Origin of the sequence: Limimaricola soesokkakensis, assembly GCF_900172345.1 — a bacterium.
In the GTDB taxonomy this organism is placed as follows: domain Bacteria; phylum Pseudomonadota; class Alphaproteobacteria; order Rhodobacterales; family Rhodobacteraceae; genus Limimaricola; species Limimaricola soesokkakensis.
The window spans coordinates 135,887-157,545 of record NZ_FWFY01000002.1; the positions used below are offsets into that span (position 1 = coordinate 135,887).

General features: G+C 69.9%; 23 protein-coding genes. 8 read left to right on the forward strand and 15 right to left on the reverse strand.

The annotated features are described in order from the left end of the window. Positions 1 to 4 precede the first annotated feature (4 nt). The 7 genes from LOS8367_RS03365 to LOS8367_RS03395 all read right to left on the reverse strand — a co-directional run bounded on the left by LOS8367_RS03365 (position 5) and on the right by LOS8367_RS03395 (position 8,342). Entirely contained in the window at positions 5 to 1,390 is a 1,386-nt protein-coding gene (locus tag LOS8367_RS03365) for a M16 family metallopeptidase (RefSeq protein ID WP_242665489.1), read from the reverse strand. Next, complete coding sequence (locus LOS8367_RS03370) at positions 1,387 to 2,751, reverse strand: M16 family metallopeptidase (RefSeq protein WP_085895047.1); 1,365 nt, start codon at positions 2,749 to 2,751, stop codon at positions 1,387 to 1,389. Before LOS8367_RS03370 ends, LOS8367_RS03365 begins: the two co-directional genes overlap by 4 nt. Before the next feature lie 85 nt (positions 2,752 to 2,836). Continuing rightward, the gene (locus tag LOS8367_RS03375; protein ID WP_085895048.1) at positions 2,837 to 3,073 is read right to left on the reverse strand and encodes a DUF3035 domain-containing protein; all 237 of its coding nucleotides are present in this window, start codon (positions 3,071 to 3,073) and stop codon (positions 2,837 to 2,839) included. 55 nt (positions 3,074 to 3,128) lie between these two features. After that, the gene (lspA, locus tag LOS8367_RS03380) at positions 3,129 to 3,638 is read right to left on the reverse strand and encodes a signal peptidase II (RefSeq protein WP_085895049.1); all 510 of its coding nucleotides are present in this window, start codon (positions 3,636 to 3,638) and stop codon (positions 3,129 to 3,131) included. A gap of 10 nt (positions 3,639 to 3,648) precedes the next feature. Continuing rightward, a complete protein-coding gene (purH, locus tag LOS8367_RS03385; RefSeq protein ID WP_085895050.1) occupies positions 3,649 to 5,235 on the reverse strand; it encodes a bifunctional phosphoribosylaminoimidazolecarboxamide formyltransferase/IMP cyclohydrolase in 1,587 nt (528 codons plus the stop codon). A 32-nt stretch (positions 5,236 to 5,267) separates the two neighbouring features. Then, positions 5,268 to 6,974, reverse strand: coding sequence for a heparinase II/III family protein (locus tag LOS8367_RS03390; protein WP_133166678.1), 1,707 nt, complete (start codon positions 6,972 to 6,974; stop codon positions 5,268 to 5,270). Between the two features lie 66 nt (positions 6,975 to 7,040). Further along, a complete protein-coding gene (locus LOS8367_RS03395) occupies positions 7,041 to 8,342 on the reverse strand; it encodes an RsmB/NOP family class I SAM-dependent RNA methyltransferase (protein WP_085895051.1) in 1,302 nt (433 codons plus the stop codon). 85 nt (positions 8,343 to 8,427) lie between these two features. On the opposite strand from LOS8367_RS03395, the gene LOS8367_RS03400 reads away from it, so the two are divergent. Next, positions 8,428 to 8,625, forward strand: a complete 198-nt coding sequence (locus LOS8367_RS03400; RefSeq protein WP_085895052.1) for a DUF1674 domain-containing protein — start codon at positions 8,428 to 8,430, stop codon at positions 8,623 to 8,625. Between the two features lie 19 nt (positions 8,626 to 8,644). On the opposite strand, the gene dapB is transcribed toward LOS8367_RS03400, so the two are convergent. After that, entirely contained in the window at positions 8,645 to 9,463 is an 819-nt protein-coding gene (gene dapB, locus LOS8367_RS03405; protein ID WP_085895053.1) for a 4-hydroxy-tetrahydrodipicolinate reductase, read from the reverse strand. A gap of 86 nt (positions 9,464 to 9,549) precedes the next feature. On the opposite strand from dapB, the gene rbfA reads away from it, so the two are divergent. The 3 genes from rbfA to truB are packed head-to-tail and all read left to right on the forward strand — an operon-like array spanning position 9,550 to position 11,678. Next, a complete protein-coding gene (rbfA, locus tag LOS8367_RS03410; protein ID WP_085895054.1) occupies positions 9,550 to 9,975 on the forward strand; it encodes a 30S ribosome-binding factor RbfA in 426 nt (141 codons plus the stop codon). Further along, entirely contained in the window at positions 9,972 to 10,736 is a 765-nt protein-coding gene (locus tag LOS8367_RS03415; RefSeq protein ID WP_085895055.1) for a phosphodiester glycosidase family protein, read from the forward strand. The genes rbfA and LOS8367_RS03415 overlap by 4 nt, the downstream gene beginning before the upstream one ends. A 36-nt stretch (positions 10,737 to 10,772) precedes the next feature. Continuing rightward, entirely contained in the window at positions 10,773 to 11,678 is a 906-nt protein-coding gene (truB, locus tag LOS8367_RS03420) for a tRNA pseudouridine(55) synthase TruB (RefSeq protein WP_085895056.1), read from the forward strand. A gap of 65 nt (positions 11,679 to 11,743) precedes the next feature. On the opposite strand, the gene LOS8367_RS03425 is transcribed toward truB, so the two are convergent. The 4 genes from LOS8367_RS03425 to rnhA form a co-directional block, all read right to left on the reverse strand. Continuing rightward, entirely contained in the window at positions 11,744 to 12,508 is a 765-nt protein-coding gene (locus tag LOS8367_RS03425) for a sulfite exporter TauE/SafE family protein (protein ID WP_085895057.1), read from the reverse strand. Positions 12,509 to 12,553: 45 nt separating this feature from the next. Continuing rightward, a complete protein-coding gene (locus tag LOS8367_RS03430) occupies positions 12,554 to 13,765 on the reverse strand; it encodes an MFS transporter (RefSeq protein ID WP_085895058.1) in 1,212 nt (403 codons plus the stop codon). Positions 13,766 to 13,889: 124 nt separating this feature from the next. Further along, complete coding sequence (gene recO, locus LOS8367_RS03435; protein ID WP_207569213.1) at positions 13,890 to 14,618, reverse strand: DNA repair protein RecO; 729 nt, start codon at positions 14,616 to 14,618, stop codon at positions 13,890 to 13,892. Positions 14,619 to 14,625: 7 nt separating this feature from the next. Next, the gene (gene rnhA / locus LOS8367_RS03440; protein WP_085895059.1) at positions 14,626 to 15,093 is read right to left on the reverse strand and encodes a ribonuclease HI; all 468 of its coding nucleotides are present in this window, start codon (positions 15,091 to 15,093) and stop codon (positions 14,626 to 14,628) included. 137 nt (positions 15,094 to 15,230) lie between these two features. Here rnhA and LOS8367_RS03445 point away from each other — a divergent pair, with 137 nt between their 5' ends. Next, positions 15,231 to 16,055 (forward strand): manganese catalase family protein, encoded by an 825-nt coding sequence (locus LOS8367_RS03445; protein ID WP_085895060.1) that lies wholly within the window; start codon positions 15,231 to 15,233, stop codon positions 16,053 to 16,055. A gap of 157 nt (positions 16,056 to 16,212) precedes the next feature. Here the strand turns inward: LOS8367_RS03445 and LOS8367_RS03450 are convergent, their stop codons facing one another. The 3 genes from LOS8367_RS03450 to LOS8367_RS03460 form a co-directional block, all read right to left on the reverse strand. Continuing rightward, positions 16,213 to 16,647 carry a DUF3429 domain-containing protein gene (locus LOS8367_RS03450; protein WP_085895061.1) on the reverse strand — a complete coding sequence of 145 codons (435 nt, stop codon included), beginning with the start codon at positions 16,645 to 16,647 and terminating at the stop codon, positions 16,213 to 16,215. Beyond that, positions 16,644 to 17,603, reverse strand: a complete 960-nt coding sequence (gene ispH, locus LOS8367_RS03455; RefSeq protein WP_085895062.1) for a 4-hydroxy-3-methylbut-2-enyl diphosphate reductase — start codon at positions 17,601 to 17,603, stop codon at positions 16,644 to 16,646. Before ispH ends, LOS8367_RS03450 begins: the two co-directional genes overlap by 4 nt. A gap of 106 nt (positions 17,604 to 17,709) precedes the next feature. Continuing rightward, entirely contained in the window at positions 17,710 to 18,270 is a 561-nt protein-coding gene (locus tag LOS8367_RS03460; protein WP_085895063.1) for a LabA-like NYN domain-containing protein, read from the reverse strand. 101 nt (positions 18,271 to 18,371) lie between these two features. Here LOS8367_RS03460 and folK point away from each other — a divergent pair, with 101 nt between their 5' ends. The 3 genes from folK to LOS8367_RS03475 all read left to right on the forward strand — a co-directional run bounded on the left by folK (position 18,372) and on the right by LOS8367_RS03475 (position 21,651). Next, complete coding sequence (gene folK, locus LOS8367_RS03465; RefSeq protein WP_085895064.1) at positions 18,372 to 18,965, forward strand: 2-amino-4-hydroxy-6-hydroxymethyldihydropteridine diphosphokinase; 594 nt, start codon at positions 18,372 to 18,374, stop codon at positions 18,963 to 18,965. Between the two features lie 138 nt (positions 18,966 to 19,103). Further along, entirely contained in the window at positions 19,104 to 19,457 is a 354-nt protein-coding gene (gene rpoZ, locus LOS8367_RS03470; RefSeq protein ID WP_021692332.1) for a DNA-directed RNA polymerase subunit omega, read from the forward strand. Between the two features lie 37 nt (positions 19,458 to 19,494). After that, a complete protein-coding gene (locus tag LOS8367_RS03475) occupies positions 19,495 to 21,651 on the forward strand; it encodes a RelA/SpoT family protein (protein WP_085895065.1) in 2,157 nt (718 codons plus the stop codon). The last annotated feature ends 8 nt before the right edge of the window (positions 21,652 to 21,659 follow it).

Below are 21,659 nucleotides of genomic sequence, written 5' to 3' on the forward strand. Positions count from 1 at the left end.
GGGCTCACTCGGTCGGCAGCGCGACCTCGGGCAGCGTCACCCGCGGCGGCACGGCGGCCTCGGCCTCGGCCTCGCCAAGCCCCTCGGGGCGGCCCACCACCACGAAATGCAGCGCCTCGGGATCGACCAGCTCGCGCGCCACGCGGTTCACCTCCTCGAGCGTCACCGCCTCGATGAAGGCGTTGCGCTCGGTGACGTAGCTTTGCGGCAGCCCGGTGACCTGCATGCCGACGAGGATCTCGGCGATCGGGCCATTGCCGTCGAAGCGCAGCGGGTACTCGCCTGTGAGATATGTCTTGGCGTCGTCGAGTTCGACCTGCGTGACGCCCTCCTCCGCGATCCGGGCCCATTCCTCGCGGATCACCTCGATCGCCCGCGCCATCCGGTCGTTGGCCGAGGCCACCGAACCGATCCAGAACTCGGCATTCTCCAGCGGCACCAGATCGGTGCTGACGCCGTAGGTGAGGCCGCGTTTCTCGCGCACCTCGGTCATCAGCCGGCTTTCGAAGCCGCCGCCACCAAGGATGTGGTTGAGCACGTAGGCCGCGAAGAAATCCTCGTCCTCGCGCTTGAGCCCCCTTTGACCGAACAGCGCCACCGATTGCGGCGAGGGATAGTCGATCACGTCGATCCCGCCCGAAAGACCGAACTCGACATGGCCGGGCAGCTCCGGACCACTGGCGGGCAGATCGCCCAGCAATTCGTCGAGGAGTGCGCCGAGCTCATCGGGGGTGATGTCGCCCACCGCGCCGACATGCACGCCCTCGCGGGTCAGCGCCGCCTCATGCGCCGCCAAGAGATCCTCGCGGGTCAGCGCCGCGACGCTCTCGGCCGTGCCGTTGTCGGGCCGGCCATAGGGGTGATCCCCAAAGGCCGCCTCGTAGAAGGCGCGCCCGGCGATGCGGTTGGGGTTCTGCGCATCCTGTCGCAGGATCGACTGCACCTGCCCGCGCACCCGCTCGATGGCCTCGGGATCAAACCGCGGCTCCACCAGCGCCGCGCGCAGCAGATCGACCGCCGCGTCGCGGTTCTCGCTCAGCATCTTGGCCGAGACCGAAAGCGTATCGGCGCCGACATCGAAACCGAACTGCGCCGCAAGATCCTCGCGCGCGGCTTGAAAGGCGCGGGCATCCATCTCGGCCGCACCTTCCTCGAGAAGCCCGGTCATCAGGTTCACCGCGCCGAGGCTATCGGGATCATCGAGACCGGTGCCGCCTTCGAAACGGATTTCCAGGGCGGTGAAGGGGATCGAGTGATCCTCCACCAGCCATGCCTCGATCCCGCCCGGCGAGGTCACTTCCTGGATCTCGATCTCGGCCCGTGCCAGCCCGGCGAGCCCCATGAGCAGCGCCGCGCCCAGGCCCATCTTCGTGCAGATGTCGCGGATCATTGGTCTGTCTCCTCGCGGCTCGGAACCACGGTCATGGTGACGCTGCGATCGGGGGCGAACAGCTCGCGCCCGGCCGCGACCACATCCTCGGCCTCGACCGATTGCAGGATCTCGGGCCAGGCCTGCACGTCCTCGACGGTGAGGCCTTGGCTCAGCGCCGCGCCGTAGCGCCGCGCCAGCCCTTCGACCGAATCGCGGGCATAGATCTCGGAAGCGCCGATCTGGGTACGGATGCGCTGCATCTGCGCAGCGGTCGGGCCAGTTTCCAGAAATTCGTCCACGGCCGCGTCGAGCGCCGCCTCGGCCTCCTCGAGCGACACGCCGGGCTTGGGTACCACCGACAGCGAGAAGGTGGTGTCGTCGAGCGACATGCCGTCATAGCCGGCCCCGGCATGCAGCGCGATGTCCCGCTCGAACACCAGTTCCTCGCCCAGTACCGAGGTGAAGGAGGAGCCGCCGAGGATCTCGGCCAGGAAGGTCAGCGCCGCCGCCTTTTCCTGCGCGCCCGAATCGCGCTCGGGCGCGAGATAGCTGCGCACGAGATAGGGTTGCGACACCCGCTCGTCGGCATAGCTGAGGCGCCGCGCGGCGCGCTGCGGCGGCTCCTGCGGGCGCGCCCGCTCGGGCAGGTCGGGCTCGGCCGGGATCGGGCCGTAATGCTGCTCGGCCAGCGCCAGCACCTCCTCGGGCTCGACGTCACCCGCCACCACGAGGATCGCGGCGTTCGGGGAATAATAGGTCTCGTAGAAGTCGCGCACCTCTTCGCGGCCCAGCCCCTCGATCTCGTGCATCCAGCCGATCACCGGGGCGCCGTAGGGGTGGTTGAGATACTGCGCCGCGGTCATCTGCTCGCGCGCCAGCGCGCCGGGGCTGCTCTCGGTGCGCTGGTTGCGCTCCTCGATGATCACCTGCCGCTCGGTTTCGATATCCTCGTCGGTCAGCCGCAGATCGTTCATCCGCTCGGCTTCCATCTCCATCATCAGCGGCAGCCGGTCGGCCGAGACGCGCTGGAAATAGGCGGTGTAGTCGGTCGAAGTGAAGGCGTTGTCGGAGCCGCCATTGGCAGCGACCGTCGCCGAGAACTCGCCCGCTTCGAGATCGTCGGTGGCCTTGAACAGCAGGTGTTCGAGAAAATGCGCAACGCCGGAGGCGCCCTGCGGCTCGTCGGCGGAACCGGTGCGGTACCACAGCATCTGGGTGACCACGGGGGCACGGTGATCCTCGATCACCACCACCTCGAGGCCGTTGTCGAGGGTGTAGGTCGTCACCGCGTCATCCGGCGCCGCCACGGGGGCGGCTTCCTGCGCCGAAGCGGGCAGTGCCAGAATGAGAGGGGCGGCCAAAGCCAGTCTGCGCAGCATGAAGTGCCTCCTTCGCTGCGCTCAACCTACGATGCAGCGCCGCCACCGCAAGCGTTGCCACGGCTTCGTGAGCCGCCGCGAGCGCTCAGAAGGGCGGCTGCAACGCCGTCTGGGCGGCGCGGGCGCGCAGCGCGATCTCGGCGGGGGCCGGATCGGCACGGTTCGGCGTGCCCGGCGCCGGCTCCGGCAGGTCGAGCCGCGCCGGGACCTCGAGCGGCTGCTGCGGGACCACGGTGGTGGGATCCGGCCCGGCCGGGCCGTCGCCACCGCCGCAGGCCGCGAGTGTCAGCGCGGCCAATCCCGCCGCCAGAGCCAGTCGCATCAGTCGTCCCCGTCTTCTTGTCCGATCAACTGCCTAGCGCATGACGCGATCCGGGTCACGGGCTCTTTGCCCCGCGCCGGCGCGTCGGGCCGGAACGTCGCTCCGGCCCCGCCTTGTCGCCGCCGAACAGCACCAGCCCCACGGCACCCAGAAAGATCGCGATATCGGCGATGTTGAAGGCATAAGGGTTCTCGATGCCGCAGCAGCTCACATTCAGGAAATCCGCGACCGCGCCGTAGAGCACCCGGTCGATCACATTGCCCAACGCGCCGCCCACCAGCAGCCCGGCCGAGAACCGCGCCAGCCAGCTGCCGCCGTCGCGGGCGATCCATGCCAGCACCGCCGCCGAGATGGCCAGCGCCAGCCCGACCAGCACCCAGCGCATGTCGAACCCGGCGAAAAGGCCGAAATTGACGCCCCGGTTCCAAGCCATGCGAAAGCTCAGGATGCCGGGGATCACCTCCATCTGGAGCCGCTCCATCAGCCCGAGCGCGTGTACCACCAGGTATTTCGTCGCCTGATCGGCGAGAAACACCCAGAAGCCGGTCCAGAGGGTCAGTCGCACCGCGCGCTCCTCAGTGCCGGAAGTGGCGCATGCCGGTCAGCACCATCGCCAGTCCCGCCGCGTCAGCCGCGGCGATCACTTCGTCGTCGCGCATCGAGCCACCGGGCTGGATCACCGCGGTGACGCCCGCGCCCGCGGCCTCCATGAGACCGTCGGCGAAGGGGAAGAAGGCGTCGGAGGCCACCACCGAGCCCTTGGCCGGGCTTTCGGCCAAGCCCAGCGCCTCGCCCATGCGCCCCGCTTTCGCCGCCGCGATCAGCGCCGAATCAAGCCGGCTCATCTGGCCTGCACCGACGCCGACGGTCTGGCCGCCCTTGGCATAGACGATGGCGTTCGACTTGACGTGGCGCGCCACGGTCCAGGCGAACATCAGGTCGTCCAGCTCCTGCGCCGAGGGCGCGCGCTTGGTCACCACCTTGAGGTCGTCGCGCGACACGAAGCCCGAATCCTGATCCTGCACCAGCAGGCCGCCCGCGACCTGCCGGAAGGCCAGGCGGGGCGCGCGCGGATCGGGCAGCGCCTCGGTCACCAGAAGCCGAAGGTTCTTCTTGGCGGCGAAGACGGCGCGGGCGTCGTCATCGGCGCCCGGCGCGATCACCACCTCGGTGAAGATCCTGGCAATTTCCTCGGCGGTGGCGCCGTCGAGCGGGCGGTTCAGCGCGACGATGCCGCCGAAGGCCGAGGTGCGGTCGCAGTCGAAGGCCCGCGCATAGGCCTCCTTGAGCGAGCCGCCGGTGGCGACGCCGCAGGGGTTGGCGTGCTTGATGATCGCGCAGGCGGGCTGGTCGCCGCCGAACTCGGCCACCAGTTCGTAGGCCGCGTCGGTGTCGTTGATGTTGTTGTAGCTCAGCTCCTTGCCCTGGATCTGCCGCGCGGTGGCGACGCCGGGCCGGTTCGAGCCGTCGGTGTAGAAGGCCGCGTTCTGATGCGGGTTCTCGCCGTAGCGCAGCGTCTGGGCGAGCGTGCCGGCAAAGGCGCGGCGGCGCGGCGCGGCCTCGCCGATGGCGGAGGCCATCCAAGTCGAGACGGCGGCGTCATAGGCGGCGGTGCGGGCATAGGCAGTCTGAGCGAGCCGCTTGCGGAACGGCAGGTCGGTCTGGCCGTCGTTGTTCTCCAGCTCCGACAGCAGCGCCTCGTAATCCTCGACATCCGTCACCACGCAGACATCGGCGTGGTTCTTGGCGGCGGCGCGGATCATCGCCGGGCCGCCGATGTCGATGTTCTCGATGCAGCTGTCGTAGTCACCGCCCTTCGCGACGGTTTCCTCGAACGGGTAGAGGTTGACCACCAGCAGGTCGATCGCCGGGATGCCGTGCTCCTGCATCGCCGCGACATGGCCCTCGTCCGAGCGCACCGCCAGCAGGCCGCCATGCACCTTGGGGTGCAGCGTCTTGACGCGGCCGTCCATCATCTCGGGAAAGCCGGTGACCTCGGCCACGTCCCGGACGGGCAGACCCGCATCGCGCAGCGTCTTGGCGGAGCCGCCGGTGGAGAGCAACTCGACGCCGCGCGCATCGAGCGCCCGGGCGAGGTCCACGAGGCCGGTCTTGTCGGAAACGGAGAGCAGCGCGCGGCGCAGCGGGGCAAGCGAGGTCATGGGTCGTCCTTCCTGGTCCTGGTCCGCGGGACTCATGCCGGATCGTCCTCCCCACGCCACAGGTCGCGCGGGGCCGGCACGCCGTCGCCCAATCGGACGAGCGACCAGCGGACGAGCGTCGCATAGGCCATCGCGCGACCGGATAAAACCACCTGTTGCGTCGGCACGGGTCTGGGGCGGCTCTTTTCGAGATAGACCGACGGCGCCAGCGCCAGCCGCGCGCCGCCATCATGGGTCAGCCGCCAGACCTCGCCCGAACGCAGCCGCAACAGCGCCGATGTCGCCTGCGCGTCAAGCTCGGGCACCACGTCGGGATGCAGGTGGAACCGGATCACGAAGGAAACACCCGGATCGCGCCCGGCATGGCTCGCGGCATCGAAGGCGCGCTCATCGGCCGGGCCCAGTGTTGTCAGAAGGTCCTCGCCCACCAGCGCGCCGCCATCGCGGTCGAGGCCGAGCCTGCGGTCATGGGTCAGCCCGAACCCGGCGCGCCAAGCGTCGTGGCTGGCCTCGATTCGTTGCAGCCCGTCGGCGTCGGTCCGGTGCGACAGCACTTCTCGCGGCCCCTCGACCAGCGGCTCGGCGCCATCCGCGCCACGGCCCAGCCGGGCCGACGAGAGTCCTTCGAGGCAGAGCGTCGAATGCGACAGCGTGGCCCGCCCCGCCCGGCGCCAGTCGGGCCCGTGATGCAGCCCCGACCCGCAATTCACGATCAGGGGGCGACGGCCGCAGGTCATCTCGAAGGCCAAGGTCGAGGCGTGCGCCCCCGTCGCGCGCGGACCGCTGGGCGGCTTGGCCGCATCCAGCAGCACGGTGCTGCGGCCCACCGCGAGGCGCGCATAGCCCATGCAGGACCCGCTGAGCGGCGGCACGCCGGGTCCGCCGGCCCGGGCCAGCGCCCGGTCGAGCCGCCCCGGCGCGCCGCGGCCGCCACCATGAAACCGCGCTAGCCCGCCATCGGCATGGCGCAGCGCCCGCAATAGCGGCGCGATGCGGTTGATGGCGTCGCGATGCTCCGGCGTCGTGTCCGGGCCGAGGATCGCGGCCGCCTCGCCCAGCGCGCAAAACAGGTCAAGGAGCGCCTCGGGCGCACGCGAGGCGATGCCGCCGTCGGGACCGACCGCCTCCGTGACCGCGCGCGCCAGGGCCGCGGCGCGCTGCGTCGGCTGGCGCGGTTCGCCATGCAACGCCGTCTCTGCCCAGAGCAGCGCCGTGAGCGCCGCGATCCGCTCCGGCGCACCTGAGGCCCGGGGCCAATGCCGCGCCAGCCAGCGCGACTGGAGCGACAGACTGCGCAGGAAGCTCGGCATGTCGGCCCGGGGCGAGGCCGTTTCGCTCAGCCAGCCGGCCTGCGCCACCCAGCGCGACAGCCGCGCCGCCGTGGCCTCGGGCGTCCAGCCCGGGCCGCGCCCGTCCCCGTAGCGGTCGATCCAATCGAGAAGCCAGTACCAGGCGAGATCGCGCGCCACCGGGCCGCCAAGGCTGGACAGGTCGTCGATCCAGCCGAAGCGATGCAGCGCCGCACCCTGCGGATCGGTATCGGGGCCCAGCGCCCAGATCGAGCGGTCCCCGGTCTCGACCAGCTGGCCGGCGCGGTGGTGCCGTCCCGCCAAAAGGTCGCGGCCGCGCGCGGGATCGCCGAAGCCGTCCGGCTCGGCCAAGCGCGCCAAGGCGTCTGGCACCGGGGCGCGCGCGTCCGCGCGCCACCTCAGGCGCTCCAGTCCCCAGATCCGCTGCATGACCGCCACCGGCCAGCTCCCCCTGCCCCGCATCCGCGCCATGCTAGGGCCGGGACCCCGCGCTTGTCACCCGTCGCGCGCGCCCGGTCGCAGGCAGGCGATGAAGAAGCCGTCCATGCCGCCTCGCTCGGCCCAGAAATCCGGCCTGAGCCGCAGCCCCTCCGGCCCGATCCAGTCCGGCGCGATGCCGGGTCGGGCCAGAACCTCGCGGTCGTTGACCAGCCCCGGATGCCGGGCCAGCGCCTCCTCGACCTGCACTTCGCCCTCGTCGGGCAGCAGCGAGCAGGTGCAGAAGACCAGCCGCCCGCCGGGCTTCAAGAGCCCCAGCGCGTGATCGATCATCTCCGCCTGCAGCGCGATCAGCGCCCCGAACTCCGAGCCGTCCTTGGCATGCGGAAGGTCCGGGTGGCGGCGGATCGTGCCGGTCGCCGAACAGGGTGCGTCCAGAAGGATCGCATCGAAGCCGGTCTCGTCGAACTCCAGCGCGTCGGCCTGCACCACGCGCGCCGCAAGCCCGGTGCGGTCGAGATTCTCGCGCAGCCGCGCCAGCCGCGCCTCAGAGAGGTCGAGCGCCGTGACATCGGCGCCGGTCGCAGCGAGCTGCATCGTCTTGCCGCCCGGTGCGGCGCACAGGTCGAGAACCCGCTCGCCCGGCCGCGCATCGAGCACGCGCGCCGCCACCGCGGCGGCGGCGTCCTGCACCCACCAATCGCCCGCGGCGAAGCCCGGCAGCGCCGAGACCTGCCCGGCCTCTCGCAGCCGGACCGAGCCGGTGGGCAGCAGTTCGCCACCCAGCGTCGCGGCCAGTGCTGCCGCGTCGCCTTTCGCGGTCAGATCGAGCGGCGGGAGCTGCGCCTGCACCGCCTCCATCGCCTCGACCGGCTTGCGGCCCCAGGCCTCGACCAGCGGACCGCGCAGCCAGTTCGGCAGCTTCGGCGCCGGCAGCTTGGCCCATGCCTCGCCCGGCTGCTCGCCGATCTTGCGCAGTACCGCGTTGACGAGGCCCTTGTAGCTCTGGGTGCGTTTGCCCTTGGACATGATCTGCACCATGGCGTTGACGACGCCATGGGCCGCGGCGCCCTCCATGATCTCGACCGCGCCGAGGCGCAGCGCGTTGCGCACCGCGAGCGGCGGTTGTTTCACGAGAAACGGCTTGAGCGCCCGGTCGGCGCGCGGCAACTGCCGCAGCACCTGGGTGGCAAGACGCTGGGCGCGGGCGCGATCGGGGGGCGACAACCGCTCCAACGCCCCGGCGGCGATGCTCTCCGACAGCAGTCGCTGCGCGCCCGTCGCCTGCTCGATGAGATGCAGGGCCGCGCGGCGCGCGGCGATGCCGTCGTTGGGGGACGTGGCGCGAGCTTGGGTCATGACGGGTCCGGGGCTTGTTGGAGACGCGTCAGCACGTATATCCCAAGCATCCGCCGCACAAGCGCCGCCCCCGAGGAGAGCCGCCATGGCCGACGACAGCCCGACCCCCGACATGCCCGCCGACCTGCCGCCCGCCGCGCGGCGGGCGCTGGAGGAAGCCCGCGCCCGGCGCGCAGCGCTCGATGCCGCGTCGAAGCTGCCGACCGAGCTCGGCGGCCGTGACGGCCCCGAGCCGGTGCGCTATGGCGACTGGGAAAAGCAGGGCCTCGCCATCGACTTCTGACGGCGCGGCTTCTAATTGCTCAGCGATCGAGGCCCAGCACGTCGATCATGTCGTAATGACCGGGCGAGCGCCCCTGCCCCCAGAGCGCGGCCCGCACCGCGCCGCGGGCGAAGATCATCCGGTCGGTCGCCATGTGGCGCAGCACGATGCGCTCACCCTGACCGGCGAAGATCACGTCATGCTCGCCGACGATGTCGCCGCCGCGAATCGCCGAAAAGCCGATACGCCCCTCGACCCGCGCGCCGGTGATGCCGTCGCGGCCCCGATCGGCGACCTCCGACAGCTTGACGCCGCGCCCCTCGGCTGCCGCCTCGCCCAGCATCAGGGCGGTGCCGGAGGGGGCATCGGCCTTGCGGTTGTGATGCGCCTCGACCACCTCGATGTCCCAGCCCTCCTCCAGCGCCGCCGCGACCATCTTGGTCAGGCCGGTCAGGAGGTTCACGCCGAGGCTCATGTTGCCGGCGCGCACCTGCACCGAATGCCGCGCCGCCGGGACCAGCCGCTCGATCTGGCCTGCGTCGAAGCCGGTGGTGCCGATCACGTGCACCGCGCGGGCCTGCGCCGCGAGATGCGCAACGTCCAGCGTGGTTTCGGGGGTGGTGAAGTCGATCACCGCCTGCGCGCGCGCCATCGCCTCGAGCGGATCGTCCGAGACGGTGACGCCCATCGCGGGCCCGCCCATGGCATGGCCGACATCCTGGCCCACCCAGTCATGGCCCGCGCGCACCACCGCGCCGGCGAGCCGCGCCCGGTCGCTGTCGCAGACGGCCTGCACGAGCATCCGGCCCATCCGGCCCGCCGCTCCCATGATCACGATTCCCGGTGCCGTCTCGGTCATGCGTCCGTTCCCTTGCTGTGCCGCCCCTTCCTCGCCCGCGCCGCGCCCGCTTGGCAAGCCCGGTCGCGGAGACTAGATGGTGCGGCATGAGCAAAACCCGCGCCTCCGAACCCCGTGGCCCGTCGCAGCGCCAGCTGCGCGTGGGCGAACTGATCCGCCGCAGCCTCTCCGAGCTGCTGAGCCGTGGCGACCTGCACGAACCCGAGCTGTCGGCGATGTCGATCACCGTGGGCGAGGTCCGGGCCACGCCCGACCTGAAGCGCGCCACCTGCTTCGTGCTGCCGCTGGGCGGCGGCGACGAGACGGTGATGCTGGACGCGCTGCGCCGTGCCAAGCCCGAGATCCGGCATCAGCTGGCCCGGACCATGAAGCTCAAGCACGCGCCGGACCTGAAATTCGAGATCGACCGCACCTTCGACCGGATGGACGAGACGCGCCGCCTGCTCTCGGACGAGAAGGTCCGCCGCGACGTCGAAGCCGCGCGCGACGCGACGGAGGGGGACGGGGAATGATCCCCCGTCTGGCGCTGGCCACCCTTGGTCTCGGCGCGGCCTGCGCCCTGCCGGTGCCGTCGCAGGCGGCGGCCTGCGAGGACGTCGATTACGAGGGCCTGTCCTACACGATCTGCGAGGTCGATCCGGCGAGTGACGACCTGCGGCTGTTCCTCACCGATGGCAATGGCGGCCTCTATGGCAGCTTTCAGGCGATCGACCGCGAGATCGACGGCGAGGCGCTGGTCTTCGCGATGAACGCCGGCATGTATCACCCCGATCGCCGCCCGGTGGGACAGTATCTCGAGAATGGCGAAGAGGTGATGCGCCTCGTCACCAATGCCGGGCCCGGCAATTTCGGCATGCTGCCCAACGGCGTGTTCTGCATCAACGACGACACGGCGCAGGCGATCGAAACCCTGCGCTACGAGCGCGAGGCGCCCGAATGCCGCTACGCCACGCAATCGGGGCCGATGCTGGTGATCGACGGCGAACTGCACCCGCGGTTTCTGCCCGACAGCACCTCGCGCAACATCCGCAACGGCGTCGGCACTACCGATTCCGGTGATCGCGCCGTTTTCGCCATCGCCAACCAGCCGGTGACCTTCCACGAGTTCGGCTCGTTCTTCCGCGACCATCTGGAGCTGCCGCAGGCGCTTTATTTCGACGGCAATGTCAGCCGGTTGCACGCGCCGGGACTGGGCCGCTCGGATTTCGGCTTCGCGATGGGTCCGATCGTCGGGGTGCTGGCCCCCGTTGACGAGGCACGTCCCGACGGCTAGGCCGCGCGCCTCGCACGCAGGCATCAGGAGGGCCGCATGGCACGCAAGCGCAAGGGCCGCGACATCTCGGGTTGGCTGGTGGTGGACAAGCCCGCGGGCATGACCTCCACGGCGGTCGTCAACAAGGTCAAATGGGCCTTCGACGCCAAGAAGGCGGGCCATGCCGGCACGCTCGACCCCGACGCCACCGGCGTGCTCGCCGTGGCGCTGGGCGAGGCGACCAAGACCGTGCCCTTCATCACCGACGCGCTGAAGGCCTACGAGTTCACCGTGACCTTCGGCGCCGCCACCAACACCGACGATGCCGAGGGCGAGGTGATCGCCCGCTCCGACGCGCGCCCTTCGGATGCCGAGATCAAGGAGGCGCTGCACGGCTTCGTCGGCGACATCGAGCAGGTGCCGCCCGCCTTTTCGGCGGTGAAGATCGACGGCCAGCGCGCCTATGCCAAGGCCCGCGCCGGCGAGGAGGTCGAGCTTGCCGCCCGCCCGCTCTGGGTCGAGAGCCTGATCCTGCTGGAGCGGCCCGATACCGATCACGCGAAGCTGGAGATGGTCTGCGGCAAGGGTGGCTATGTCCGCTCGATCGCCCGCGATCTGGGCGAGAAGCTCGGCTGCCTCGGCCATGTGCGCGAGCTGCGCCGGATCTGGTCGGGGCCATTCACGGCAGCCGAGGGCGTGACGCTCGAGCAGATCGAGGCCGAGGCAAAGTCCGAAGCACTCGACCGCTTCCTGCGCCCGCTCGAGGACGGGCTGGCCGATCTGCCGCGCGTCACCTGCTCGGCCGAAGCGGCGGGGCGCCTCAGGAACGGCAACCCGGCTCCGGTGATCGCCTCGGGGCTCGACTACGGCGAAGAGGCCTGGGCTGCGCATGAGGGTCGGGCCGTGGCGGTGGGCCGAGTGATGGGGCCCGAGCTGCATCCGAACCGGGTCTTCGTGATCTGACGTCGGGCGCGCCGGCTTGGAGGCAGGGCGGACCCTACGCCTCAGAACACTGTGAGCCGAACCCTTCAGAAGACCGCGCGCCGCACGAGGTTCAGCCCGGCGATCAGCAGCACCGCCAGCGTCACCCGGCGGAACGCCTGCTGGTCGATCCGGTCATGCACCAGCCCGCCCAGCATCATTCCCGCCACGGCGGGGACGATCATGAACAGCGAAAACGGCAATGTCGCACCGTTGAGCACCCCCGATTGCAGATGCGCGCCCGATAGCGCCAGCGCGCCGAGGCCGTAGATTACCCCCTGCACCCGGATCGAATCGCCCTTGGGCGTGTCGATCGCGGTGAGATAGGCCACCGTTGGCGGCCCCCAGACCCCCGACACCCCGCCCACGAAGCCCGAAAAGCCGCCGATCAGCGCTTCGATGCCGTTGGTCTTCTCGGGGAGCTTCGGCTTCCATCCCGACAGCTGCAGCAGCGCGAAGGCCGAGACCGGCGCGCCGATCAGCAAGAACAGCGCCTCGGCCGACAGCACCCGCACCAGCTGCGCGCTGATTGCCAGCATCACGCCCCCGACGATCAGGTAGACTCGGAAGCGCTTTACCGTCGACGCCGCCGCGCGGCTGCCCTGCCGCAGCGCCTGCATGCCGTTGGTCACCAGCGTCGGCGCGATCAGCGCCGCGAGCGCCAGCTCGGGCGGCAGGAACAGCGACATGGCCGAGATCATGATCATCGGCATGGCGAACCCCACCATGCCCTTCACGATGCCCGCGCCGAAGCCCACGAGGACGGAAAGCAGCAGCAGCTGCGGCGGCATCAGCTCGGCGAAGGGAAGCATGCGCTCTCCGGGGGTTGCGATGCTGCCCCTGTGGCCCGGCGCCGCTCAGACGGCAAGGGGACGCGGCGCGCCGAGCCGCGGGTGCAGCTTGGCCGCAATGGCCGAGGCCGCGGCCATGCCGGCGCCGCAGGCCGCGAACACCCCCGCCACCGGCGCCACGGTCAGCACCAGCCCGGCCACCGCCGGGGTGAGGATGCCCGATACGTCGCGAAAGCTCGCATAGACCGCGGCCATCTCGGTGCGCTCTGACGGCTTTACCGCCATTAGGAAGGGCAGCCCGGCACAGACGTCGAGCATCACCAGGCAGACCGATCCTGCCATCAGGGCGGCAAGCGCCGCCCATGGCGCGCCGGAAAGCAGCGTCGCCGCGACGAATAGTGCCGCCGCGACGGCGAAGCTGCCGCGCACCGCGAAGCGGACGCTGGTGCGCTGCACCAGTCGCAACATCAGCGGCGTGGTGAACAGCAGCGCGTTCGACAGCGACAGCATCACCCCGCCGAGCCGGTCGCCCAAGCCCTGTTCGATGCAAAAGATCGGCAGGTAGACGATGTAGACCCACCAGCCACAGGAGCGGATCACCGCGAAGAGCCAGCCCGCCACGAGGCGCGGCTGCGCGCCGAAGCGTCCGAGAAACGCCAGCGGGTTCGGCGCCGGTCCCCGGGCCCGGACGATCTGCCGGCCATTGCCGAGCCGCATCCGCCAGAACGCGGCCACCACCGCGAGCGCCATCGCGCCCGCCAGCAGGAATGGCGCCGGGTACCACCAGTCCAGCAGGATCACCCCCAGCGCCGGACCGACCATCCACGACGCAGCCGAGTAGACCAGCCGCGTCGATTCGTTGCGCCCCAGATCGCTGCGCGCGATGTGATCGAGCACATAGGCATTGAAGCAGACCATCCACAGCACCGTCGCCAGCGCGTTCGACGCGAGCCCCAGCGCCAGCAGCCCGGGCCGCCCGGTCAGGGCGAGCCCGGTGCCCAGCCCGTAGAACAGCCCGACCCCGGTGAACAGCCAGCGCCGCGGCACGCGCCTGTTCACCCAAGGCAGCAGCAGCCCGCCGCAAAGCGACGAGATCCCTACCGCGAAGTAGATCACGCTCACCAGCGCGGCGTCGCCGAAGGCGCGGTAGAGCGCCAGCGGCATCACCGAGAGCAGGATGCCCCGCACCCCGGCCTCCAGCGCCGCCAGCCTTGCGAAATCCTCGACGCGTGGCGTCGGCGAATGGGTAAGGAAGATCGGGGCGCGGGGGGTGACCATGAGGCGACTCGCATCGACGGCAGACACTTCCTCCTTGCGCCCGCCGCTCCCGTTCCGGCTGTGCCGGACGCGACATCGCGATGTCGCATCGGGACCAAACGCACGCGGCGGCGGAACCGCGCCGTCATCCGTTTCGTGCGATCGCCTCGATCAGCCGGCCGCGCGCGGGGGGCAGCGGCCGGTCGCCGGACCCCGGCAGCAGCCGGTGCTCGATGAACCAGCCGGTGGTGCCCAGCGCCGCGACGATGTCCTGCGGTCCGGCCTCGCCCTCGCCGCGCAGCACCGGCGGCAGCGGCAGCAGCTTCGCGGCCCAGGCCCCCGCCCCCGCCCGGCTTACGGCGCGGCCCGATTTCGGGCTGACCAGTTCCAGCCCCTCGGTCTCGCCAGTGACCGCGCAGCGCGTGAGGTCGAGTGCGAAGCCCATCTCCTCCAGGAGCGCCATTTCCCAGTGCAGGTAGGCCAGCGGCCAGAGCTCGCTCTCGCCCAGCAGATCCAGAAGCGCCATGGTCCGGTCGTAAAGCGGCGGGTGTGGGTCGCGCTCGGGCAGCACGCTGACCAGCAGCGCCGCGACCGCGTTGAGCCCGGCCAGCGCCAGCCGGTCCTCCATCACCTGCGCGGCGCGCGAGCGCAGCGGCTCGAAGGTGAAATTGCCCAGATGCTCGCCCAATCGCGCCTTCCAGGTGAGGTCGAGCTGCGCGCCGGGCTGCAGCAGCGGCGCGATGCGGCGCGAGCCGCCGCCACGAACCACGCCCGCATGCAGCCCGTGGCCGCGGGTGAACACCTCGACGATGGCCGATCCCTCGCCATGGCGGCGCACCCGCAGGAGCGCGCCCTCCTCGCGCCACTCGATCATGCGCGGATCACGCGCGAGCGCGGCCCGGCTTGAACGGCGCCATGCCGGCGCGGGCCAGCTCGTCGGCGCGCTCGTTCTCGGGATGGCCGGCATGACCCTTGACCCAGGTCCAGGTCACGTCGTGCCGCGCCGCCGCCTCGTCGAGCCGGCGCCACAGGTCCTCGTTCTTCACCGGCTTGCCGGTCGAGGTCCGCCAGCCCTTGCGCTTCCATCCCGCCATCCACTCGGTGATGCCCCCCTTCACATAGGCACTGTCGGTCACGACGGTAAGCTTGGAGGGCTTGCCCAGCGCCTCGAGCGCCGCGATCGCCGCCATCAGCTCCATGCGGTTGTTGGTGGTCATCGCCTCGCCGCCCTTGAGCTCGCGCTCCTTGGTGACTGTGTCGCCGTCCTTGGCCTGCAGCAGCGCGCCCCAGCCGCCGGGGCCGGGATTGCCCGAGCAGGCGCCGTCGGTGAAGGCGAAGATCTTGGCCATGAGGGCGTCCTTGGTCAGGGGGTCGGGGGCGTTCCCTTTAAGCGAAGCTCCGCCGTCCGGCAACGTACCATGCGGAACTCGCCTCCCGGGTGAGGATGTTCAAACAGGGTGACTTAACCGAATGCGGAGCCCTTCCCATGTTCCACCACTCCTCCAAGCTTCAGTACCAAGTGCGCGTCGACAAGCCCTCACCGGCCTTCGCCAAATATCTTCAGCAGGCGATCGGCGGCGTCGAGGGCGAGATTCGCGTGGCCATGCAGTACTTCTTCCAGGCGATGGGCGCGCGCGGCGACAGCAAGTACCGCGACATGCTGATGATGACCGCGACCGAGGAACTGAGCCATATCGAGTTTCTCGGCCATGCCGTGGCGCTGAACCTCGAAGGCGCGCCGGTCGAGGTACAGGACGAGGCCGCGAAGGACCCCGTCGTGCACGCGATCCTGGGGGGCATGAACCCGCGCCACATCCTCAGCTCGGGCCTTTCGGCGATGCCGGTGAACGCCAACGGCGTGCCGTTCGACATGAGCCATGTCTATGCCACCGGCAACCTCGCCGCCGACATGATGGCCAATGCCACCGCTGAATCCGGTGGCCGGGTACTGGCCTCGCGGCTCTACAACATGACCGACGATGCCGGCATGAAGGACATGCTGTCCTTCCTGATCGCGCGCGACACGATGCACCAGCAGCAGTGGCTGGCGGTGATCGAGGAGCTGGGTGGCTGGGAAAAGGCGCTGCCGATCCCGAACTCGACCCCCGAGGAGCACGAGGCGACCGAGCACAGCTACTACTTCCTCAACACCTCGCTCGACGAGCCGACCCCCGAGGGCCGCTGGACCTCCGGCCCCTCGCTCGACGGGCGCGGCACCTTCTCGAAGAAGGACAAGCCCGAACCGCTGGGCCAGAAGCCCGATCTCGGCAAGGCCAAGTCGAAATCCGGCACCCAGACCGAGCAGCAGTAAGTTCACGAGGGGCGGGCTTCCGAGCGCGCCCCTTCCCATTCATCTTTCTTCAAATACGCAGATCCGACACCAGCCGCACGCGAGACGCCGAAAGTGGTGCCCGCCGCCAGCCGGGGGATTTGCGTATTTGAGGAAAGATGAACCCCATGGGGCACTTTCAGAGCAGTGGCAGCGCCAGACAGATCACGACGAGACCGGTGAGCAGCAGCCGCAAGCGCAGCCACCAGGCCGGCGCGAGGCCATGTTTCTGGAAGCCCGCATCGAGCGCAAGAAGGCCAAGAAAGCCGGCGATCAGCACCAGGCTCGACCGCTCCCAGCCGCCACCGACGAGAAAGGCGACCCAGAGCGCAGGGAGGGTCGAGACGGCATAGCCAATGGCAGCGGCGCGGCCGCTGGCCCTGGTCGCAAAGCCCCACAGCACGCCGGACATGAAGCTCAGGATCACGCTGCCATAAAACACTTGGACGTAGGGTCCGACCAACCGTTGCGGCAGCCAGCCCGGCACGAGACCGGGAAACCACGTCGTCAGGGTGCCCCAAGCGAAGGGAAGCACCCCTGCGAGCCCGAGGAGCAGGGCCGCGCGCGGGATCACGCAGGTTCGCGCAGGATGCGGGGCACCTTGAACTCGACGTTTTCCTGCGCTGTCTCGACCAGCTTAACGGTGACGTCGAAGCGGGCGCGGAAGGCATCGATCACCTCCTGCACCAGCACCTCGGGCGCACTCGCCCCGGCCGTGAGGCCGAGCGAACGGATGCCATCCAGCGCGCGCCAATCGATCTCGGTGGCGCGCTGCACCAGCTGCGCGTAGCCGCAGCCCGCCTTGGCCGCGACTTCGACCAGCCGCTTGGAGTTCGATGAGTTCGGCGCGCCCACCACGAGCAGCGCGTCGCACTGGGGCGCCATCGCCTTCACCGCTTCCTGCCGGTTGGTGGTGGCGTAGCAGATGTCCTCTTTTCCGGGTCCCTTGATCGCTGGAAAGCGCGCCTTGAGCGCCGCGACGATACCGGCGGTATCATCGACAGACAGGGTGGTCTGGGTGACGAAGGCGAGCCGCTCGGGATCGCGCACGGCGACGGTGGCGACATCGGCCTCGGTTTCGACCAGCAGCACCTCGCCCTCGGGAAGCTGGCCCATCGTGCCGATGGTCTCGGGGTGGCCCGCATGACCGATCATGATCATCTGCAGCCCCTCGGCCGCGTGCCGCGCCGCCTCGTTATGAACCTTAGTCACCAGCGGGCAGGTCGCGTCGACCGCGATCATCTCGCGCCGCGCCGCCTCGGCCGGTACCGATTTCGCCACGCCATGCGCCGAGAAGATCACCGGCCGGTCATCGGGCGCCTCGTCCAGTTCCTCGACGAAGACCGCCCCCTTGGCGCGCAGGTCATCGACCACGAAGCGGTTGTGCACGATCTCGTGGCGCACATAGACCGGCGCCCCCCATTTCTCGAGCGCCATCTCGACGATCTTAATGGCGCGGTCGACGCCGGCGCAAAAGCCGCGCGGCGCGGCCAGATGGAGCGTCAGGGGCGGCAGGGTGGTCTCGGGCATCGGGGGCCTCCGGGGCGCGCTGGCCGGTGGATTGCGATGCCGCACAGCTAAGCCTTCCGACGCCCGAGGTCCAGCGGCCACCCCGGCGGCACACCCGCGCGGCGGCTCACTCCTCGTTCGCGGCCGCCGCACCGTTCTGGCGCGGCGCCCGGCCGATCACCTCGCGCAGCTCCTCGAGCTCGATGAAATTGTCGGCCTGGCGGCGCAGTTCGTCGGCGATCATCGGCGGGGTCGAGCGGATCGACGACACCACCGAAACCCGCACGCCGCGGCGCTGCAACGCCTCGGCCAGCGCCCGGAAATCGCCGTCGCCGGAGAAGAGCACCGCATGGTCGATGCGATCCGCGAGGTCGAGCGCATCGACCGTCAGCTCCACATCCATGTTGCCCTTGATCTTGCGCCGCCCCTGCGCGTCGGTGAACTCCCGCGCGGGCTTGGTGCGCATCGCGAAGCCATTGTATTGCAGCCAGTCGACCAGTGGCCGGATCGGCGAATACTCATCGCCATCGAGCAGCGCGGTATAGTAGTAGGCCCGGATCAACCGACCCCGCCGCAGGAACTCCTGCCGCAGCAGCTTGTAGTCGATATCGAATCCCAGCGCCTTGCCGGTGGCATGCAGATTGGCGCCGTCGATGAACAGGGCCAGTCTTTCGTCCCGATAAAACATTGTGGAAAATTCCTTGATAAAATATCGCCGAAGCTTGCCGGATCGATCTCTTGTCGGACCTTCCGCACTCCTGCCCCTCTTTGTCTGGGAAAATCAAGCGAATGGCGCAAGATACACATATCGACACCTCGCCCGGTGGGCAGCGGGCGCTGATCGCGCTGGGCGCCAACGCCGCCTCGCCCGCGGGGGTGCCGGAAGCGACGCTGCGCGCCGCCATGGCACGGATCGAGGCCCTCGGCACCGGTGCGCGGCACAGCCGCCTGTGGCGTAGCCCGGCTTTCCCGGTGGGCAGCGGGCCGGACTTCGTCAACGCGGCGACGGCGATCGAGACAGAGCTCGGCGCCGAGGCGCTGCTTGCGGCATTGCATGAGATCGAAGCCGAGTTCGGCCGCGAGCGGCGCACTCGCTGGGGACCGCGCAGCCTTGATCTCGACCTCCTGGCACTCGGCGATCTGCTCTGCCCCGACCTCGCCGGCTGGTCGCTCTGGCGCGACCTGCCGCTCGACCGTCAGGCCCGCGAGGCGCCCGACCGGTTGGTCCTGCCGCATCCGAGGTTGCAGGATCGCGGCTTCGTACTGCTGCCGCTGTCGGAGGTCGCGCCGGACTGGCGCCACCCTGTTACCGGCTTCGACGTGTTGGCGATGCGCGATGCGTTGCCGCCCGCCGCGCGCGAGGGGCTGGAGCCGCTGGGCTGAACCGGGCCGTCCGCCCCGCCCCGCCCCTGCCCCACCTTGTGTTCCGCCGCCCGGCGCTGTATGCGTGCGCTTTCGAGGCCGTGCCGCGCGATTCCGCGTGCGGCCGCCCTTTGCCCAACCCGAGATGGGAGTCGTCCGATGGCCCGCGTGACAGTCGAAGATTGCGTTGACAAGGTTCCGAACCGGTTCGAGCTGGTGATGCTCGCCGCGCATCGCGCCCGCGAAATCACCTCCGGCGCGCCGCTCACGGTCGCCCGCGACAACGACAAGAACCCCGTCGTGGCGCTGCGCGAGATCGCCGACGAGACCCAACAGGCCGATGATCTGCGCGAGCGGATGATCGAGGCGCACCAGACCCAGATCGAGGTCGACGAGCCCGAGGCCGATTCGATGTCGCTTCTGATGAGCCAGGAAGCCGACAAGCCGGCGCAGGACGACATGAGCGAAGAGCGCCTGCTGCGCGAGCTGATGCAGGTCCAGAAAGAGGGCTGATCGCAGCCCGCACCAGGCCGGGGGGTAGGACGCCCAGATGACATCCGCAGACGAGCTGATCGCTCTGGTCCGCAGTTACAACCCGGCCACCCGCGACGCGTTGATCCGCGACGCCTATGCCTTCGGCGAAGAGATGCATGAAGGGCAGTTCCGCAAGTCGGGCGAGCCCTATTTCATGCATCCGGTCGCCGTGGCGGTGATCCTCGCCAAGCAGCAGATGGACGATGCCACCATCGTCACGGCACTTCTGCACGATACGATCGAGGACACCCGCGCCTCGTTCTCGGAGGTCTCCAAGCGCTTTGGCCGCGAGATCGCCGAGTTGGTCGATGGCGTCACCAAGCTGACCAACCTGCAGCTCTCCTCGACCCGCACCAAGCAGGCCGAGAACTTCCGCAAGCTGTTCATGGCGACCTCGCGCGACCTGCGAGTGACGCTGGTCAAGCTTGCCGACCGGCTCCACAACATGCGCACGATCCGCTCGATGCGGCCCGAGAAACAGGCCCAGAAAGCGCGCGAGACGATGGAGATCTACGCGCCGCTGGCAGGCCGGATGGGCATGCAGTGGATGCGCGAGGAGCTCGAGGACCTGTCCTTCCAGGTGCTCAACCCCGAGGCGCGCAACTCGATCATCCGCCGCTTCATCATGCTCCAGAAGGAGGCCGGCGACGTCGTCGAGCGGATCACCTCCGACATGCGGCTCGAGCTCGATCGCGCCGGCATCAAGGCCGACCTGTTCGGTCGTGCCAAGAAGCCCTACTCGATCTGGCGCAAGATGCAGGAGAAGGATCAGGGCTTCTCGCGGCTCTCCGACATCTACGGCTTTCGCGTCATCACCGACAACGAGGCCGACGCCTACCGCGTGCTCGGCGTGATCCACCAGCGCTGGCGCGCCGTGCCGGGCCGGTTCAAGGATTACATCAGCCAGCCGAAATCCAACGGCTACCGCTCGATCCACACCACCGTCTCGGGGCGCGACGGCAAGCGGGTCGAGGTGCAGATCCGCACCCGCGAGATGCACGAGGTCGCCGAGACCGGGGTGGCCGCGCATTGGTCCTACCGCGACGGCCTGCGGGTCGAGAACCGCTTCGCGGTCGACCCGGCGCGCTGGATCGCGCAGCTGACCGAGCGGTTGGAAACGGGGCATGACGACGAGGATTTCCTCGAGGCCGTGAAGCTCGAGATGTACCAGGACCAGGTGTTCTGCTTCACGCCCAAGGGCGAGGTCATCAAGCTGCCGCGCGGCGCCACGCCGATCGACTTCGCCTTCGCGATCCACACCCGGATCGGCTCGGCCTGCGTCGGTGCCAAGGTCGACGGGCTGCGCGTGCCGCTCTGGACCCGGCTGAAGAACGGCCAGTCGGTCGAGATCATCACCGCCGACGGGCAGCGCCCGCAGGCGAGCTGGATCGAGATCGCGGTCACAGGCCGCGCCAAGGCCGCGATCCGCCGGTCCTTGCGCGAGGAGGACCGCGAGCGCTTCGTGAAGCTCGGCTCCGAACTGGTGCGCGTGGCCTTCGAGAACGTGGGCCGCCGCGCCACCGACAAGGCGCTTCGGACCGCGGCCAGGACGATGGGGCTGGAGAGCGCCACCGAGCTTCTGGCGCGGTTGGGCTCGGCCGACATCACCACCCGCGAGGTGGTGCAGGCGCTCTATCCCGAGCTGGCCGCGCGCGGCGACACCCAGGAGGTCGCGCAGGAGCGCGCCGTCGCGGGCCTCGCCGCCGGGCAGAGCTTTCGCCGCGCGCCCTGCTGCCAGCCAGTGCCGGGCGAACGCATCGTCGGCATCACCTTCCGCGGTCAGGGCGTGGTGATCCACGCGATCGACTGCCCGACGCTGGCGCATTACGAGGAACAGCCCGAGCGCTGGGTCGATCTGCGCTGGCAGGACGGCACCCACGGCGCCGTCAACACCGTGAGCCTCGACCTGACGATCACCAACGACGCCGGCGTGCTGGGCCGGATCTGCACGCTGATCGGCGAGCAGTCGGCCAACATCTCGGACATGACCTTCCTCGACCGCAAGCCCGACTTCTACCGCATCCTCGTCGATGTCGACCTGCGCGATGCCGAGCATCTGCACCGGGTGATGACAGCGCTCGAGGCCGAAAGCCACGTCTCCTCGATCGAGCGGCACCGCGACCCGTCGCGCGCCCTGCCCCACACCCACTCCCCGGCCCCGGCCGGGGGCTGAGCGGGAGC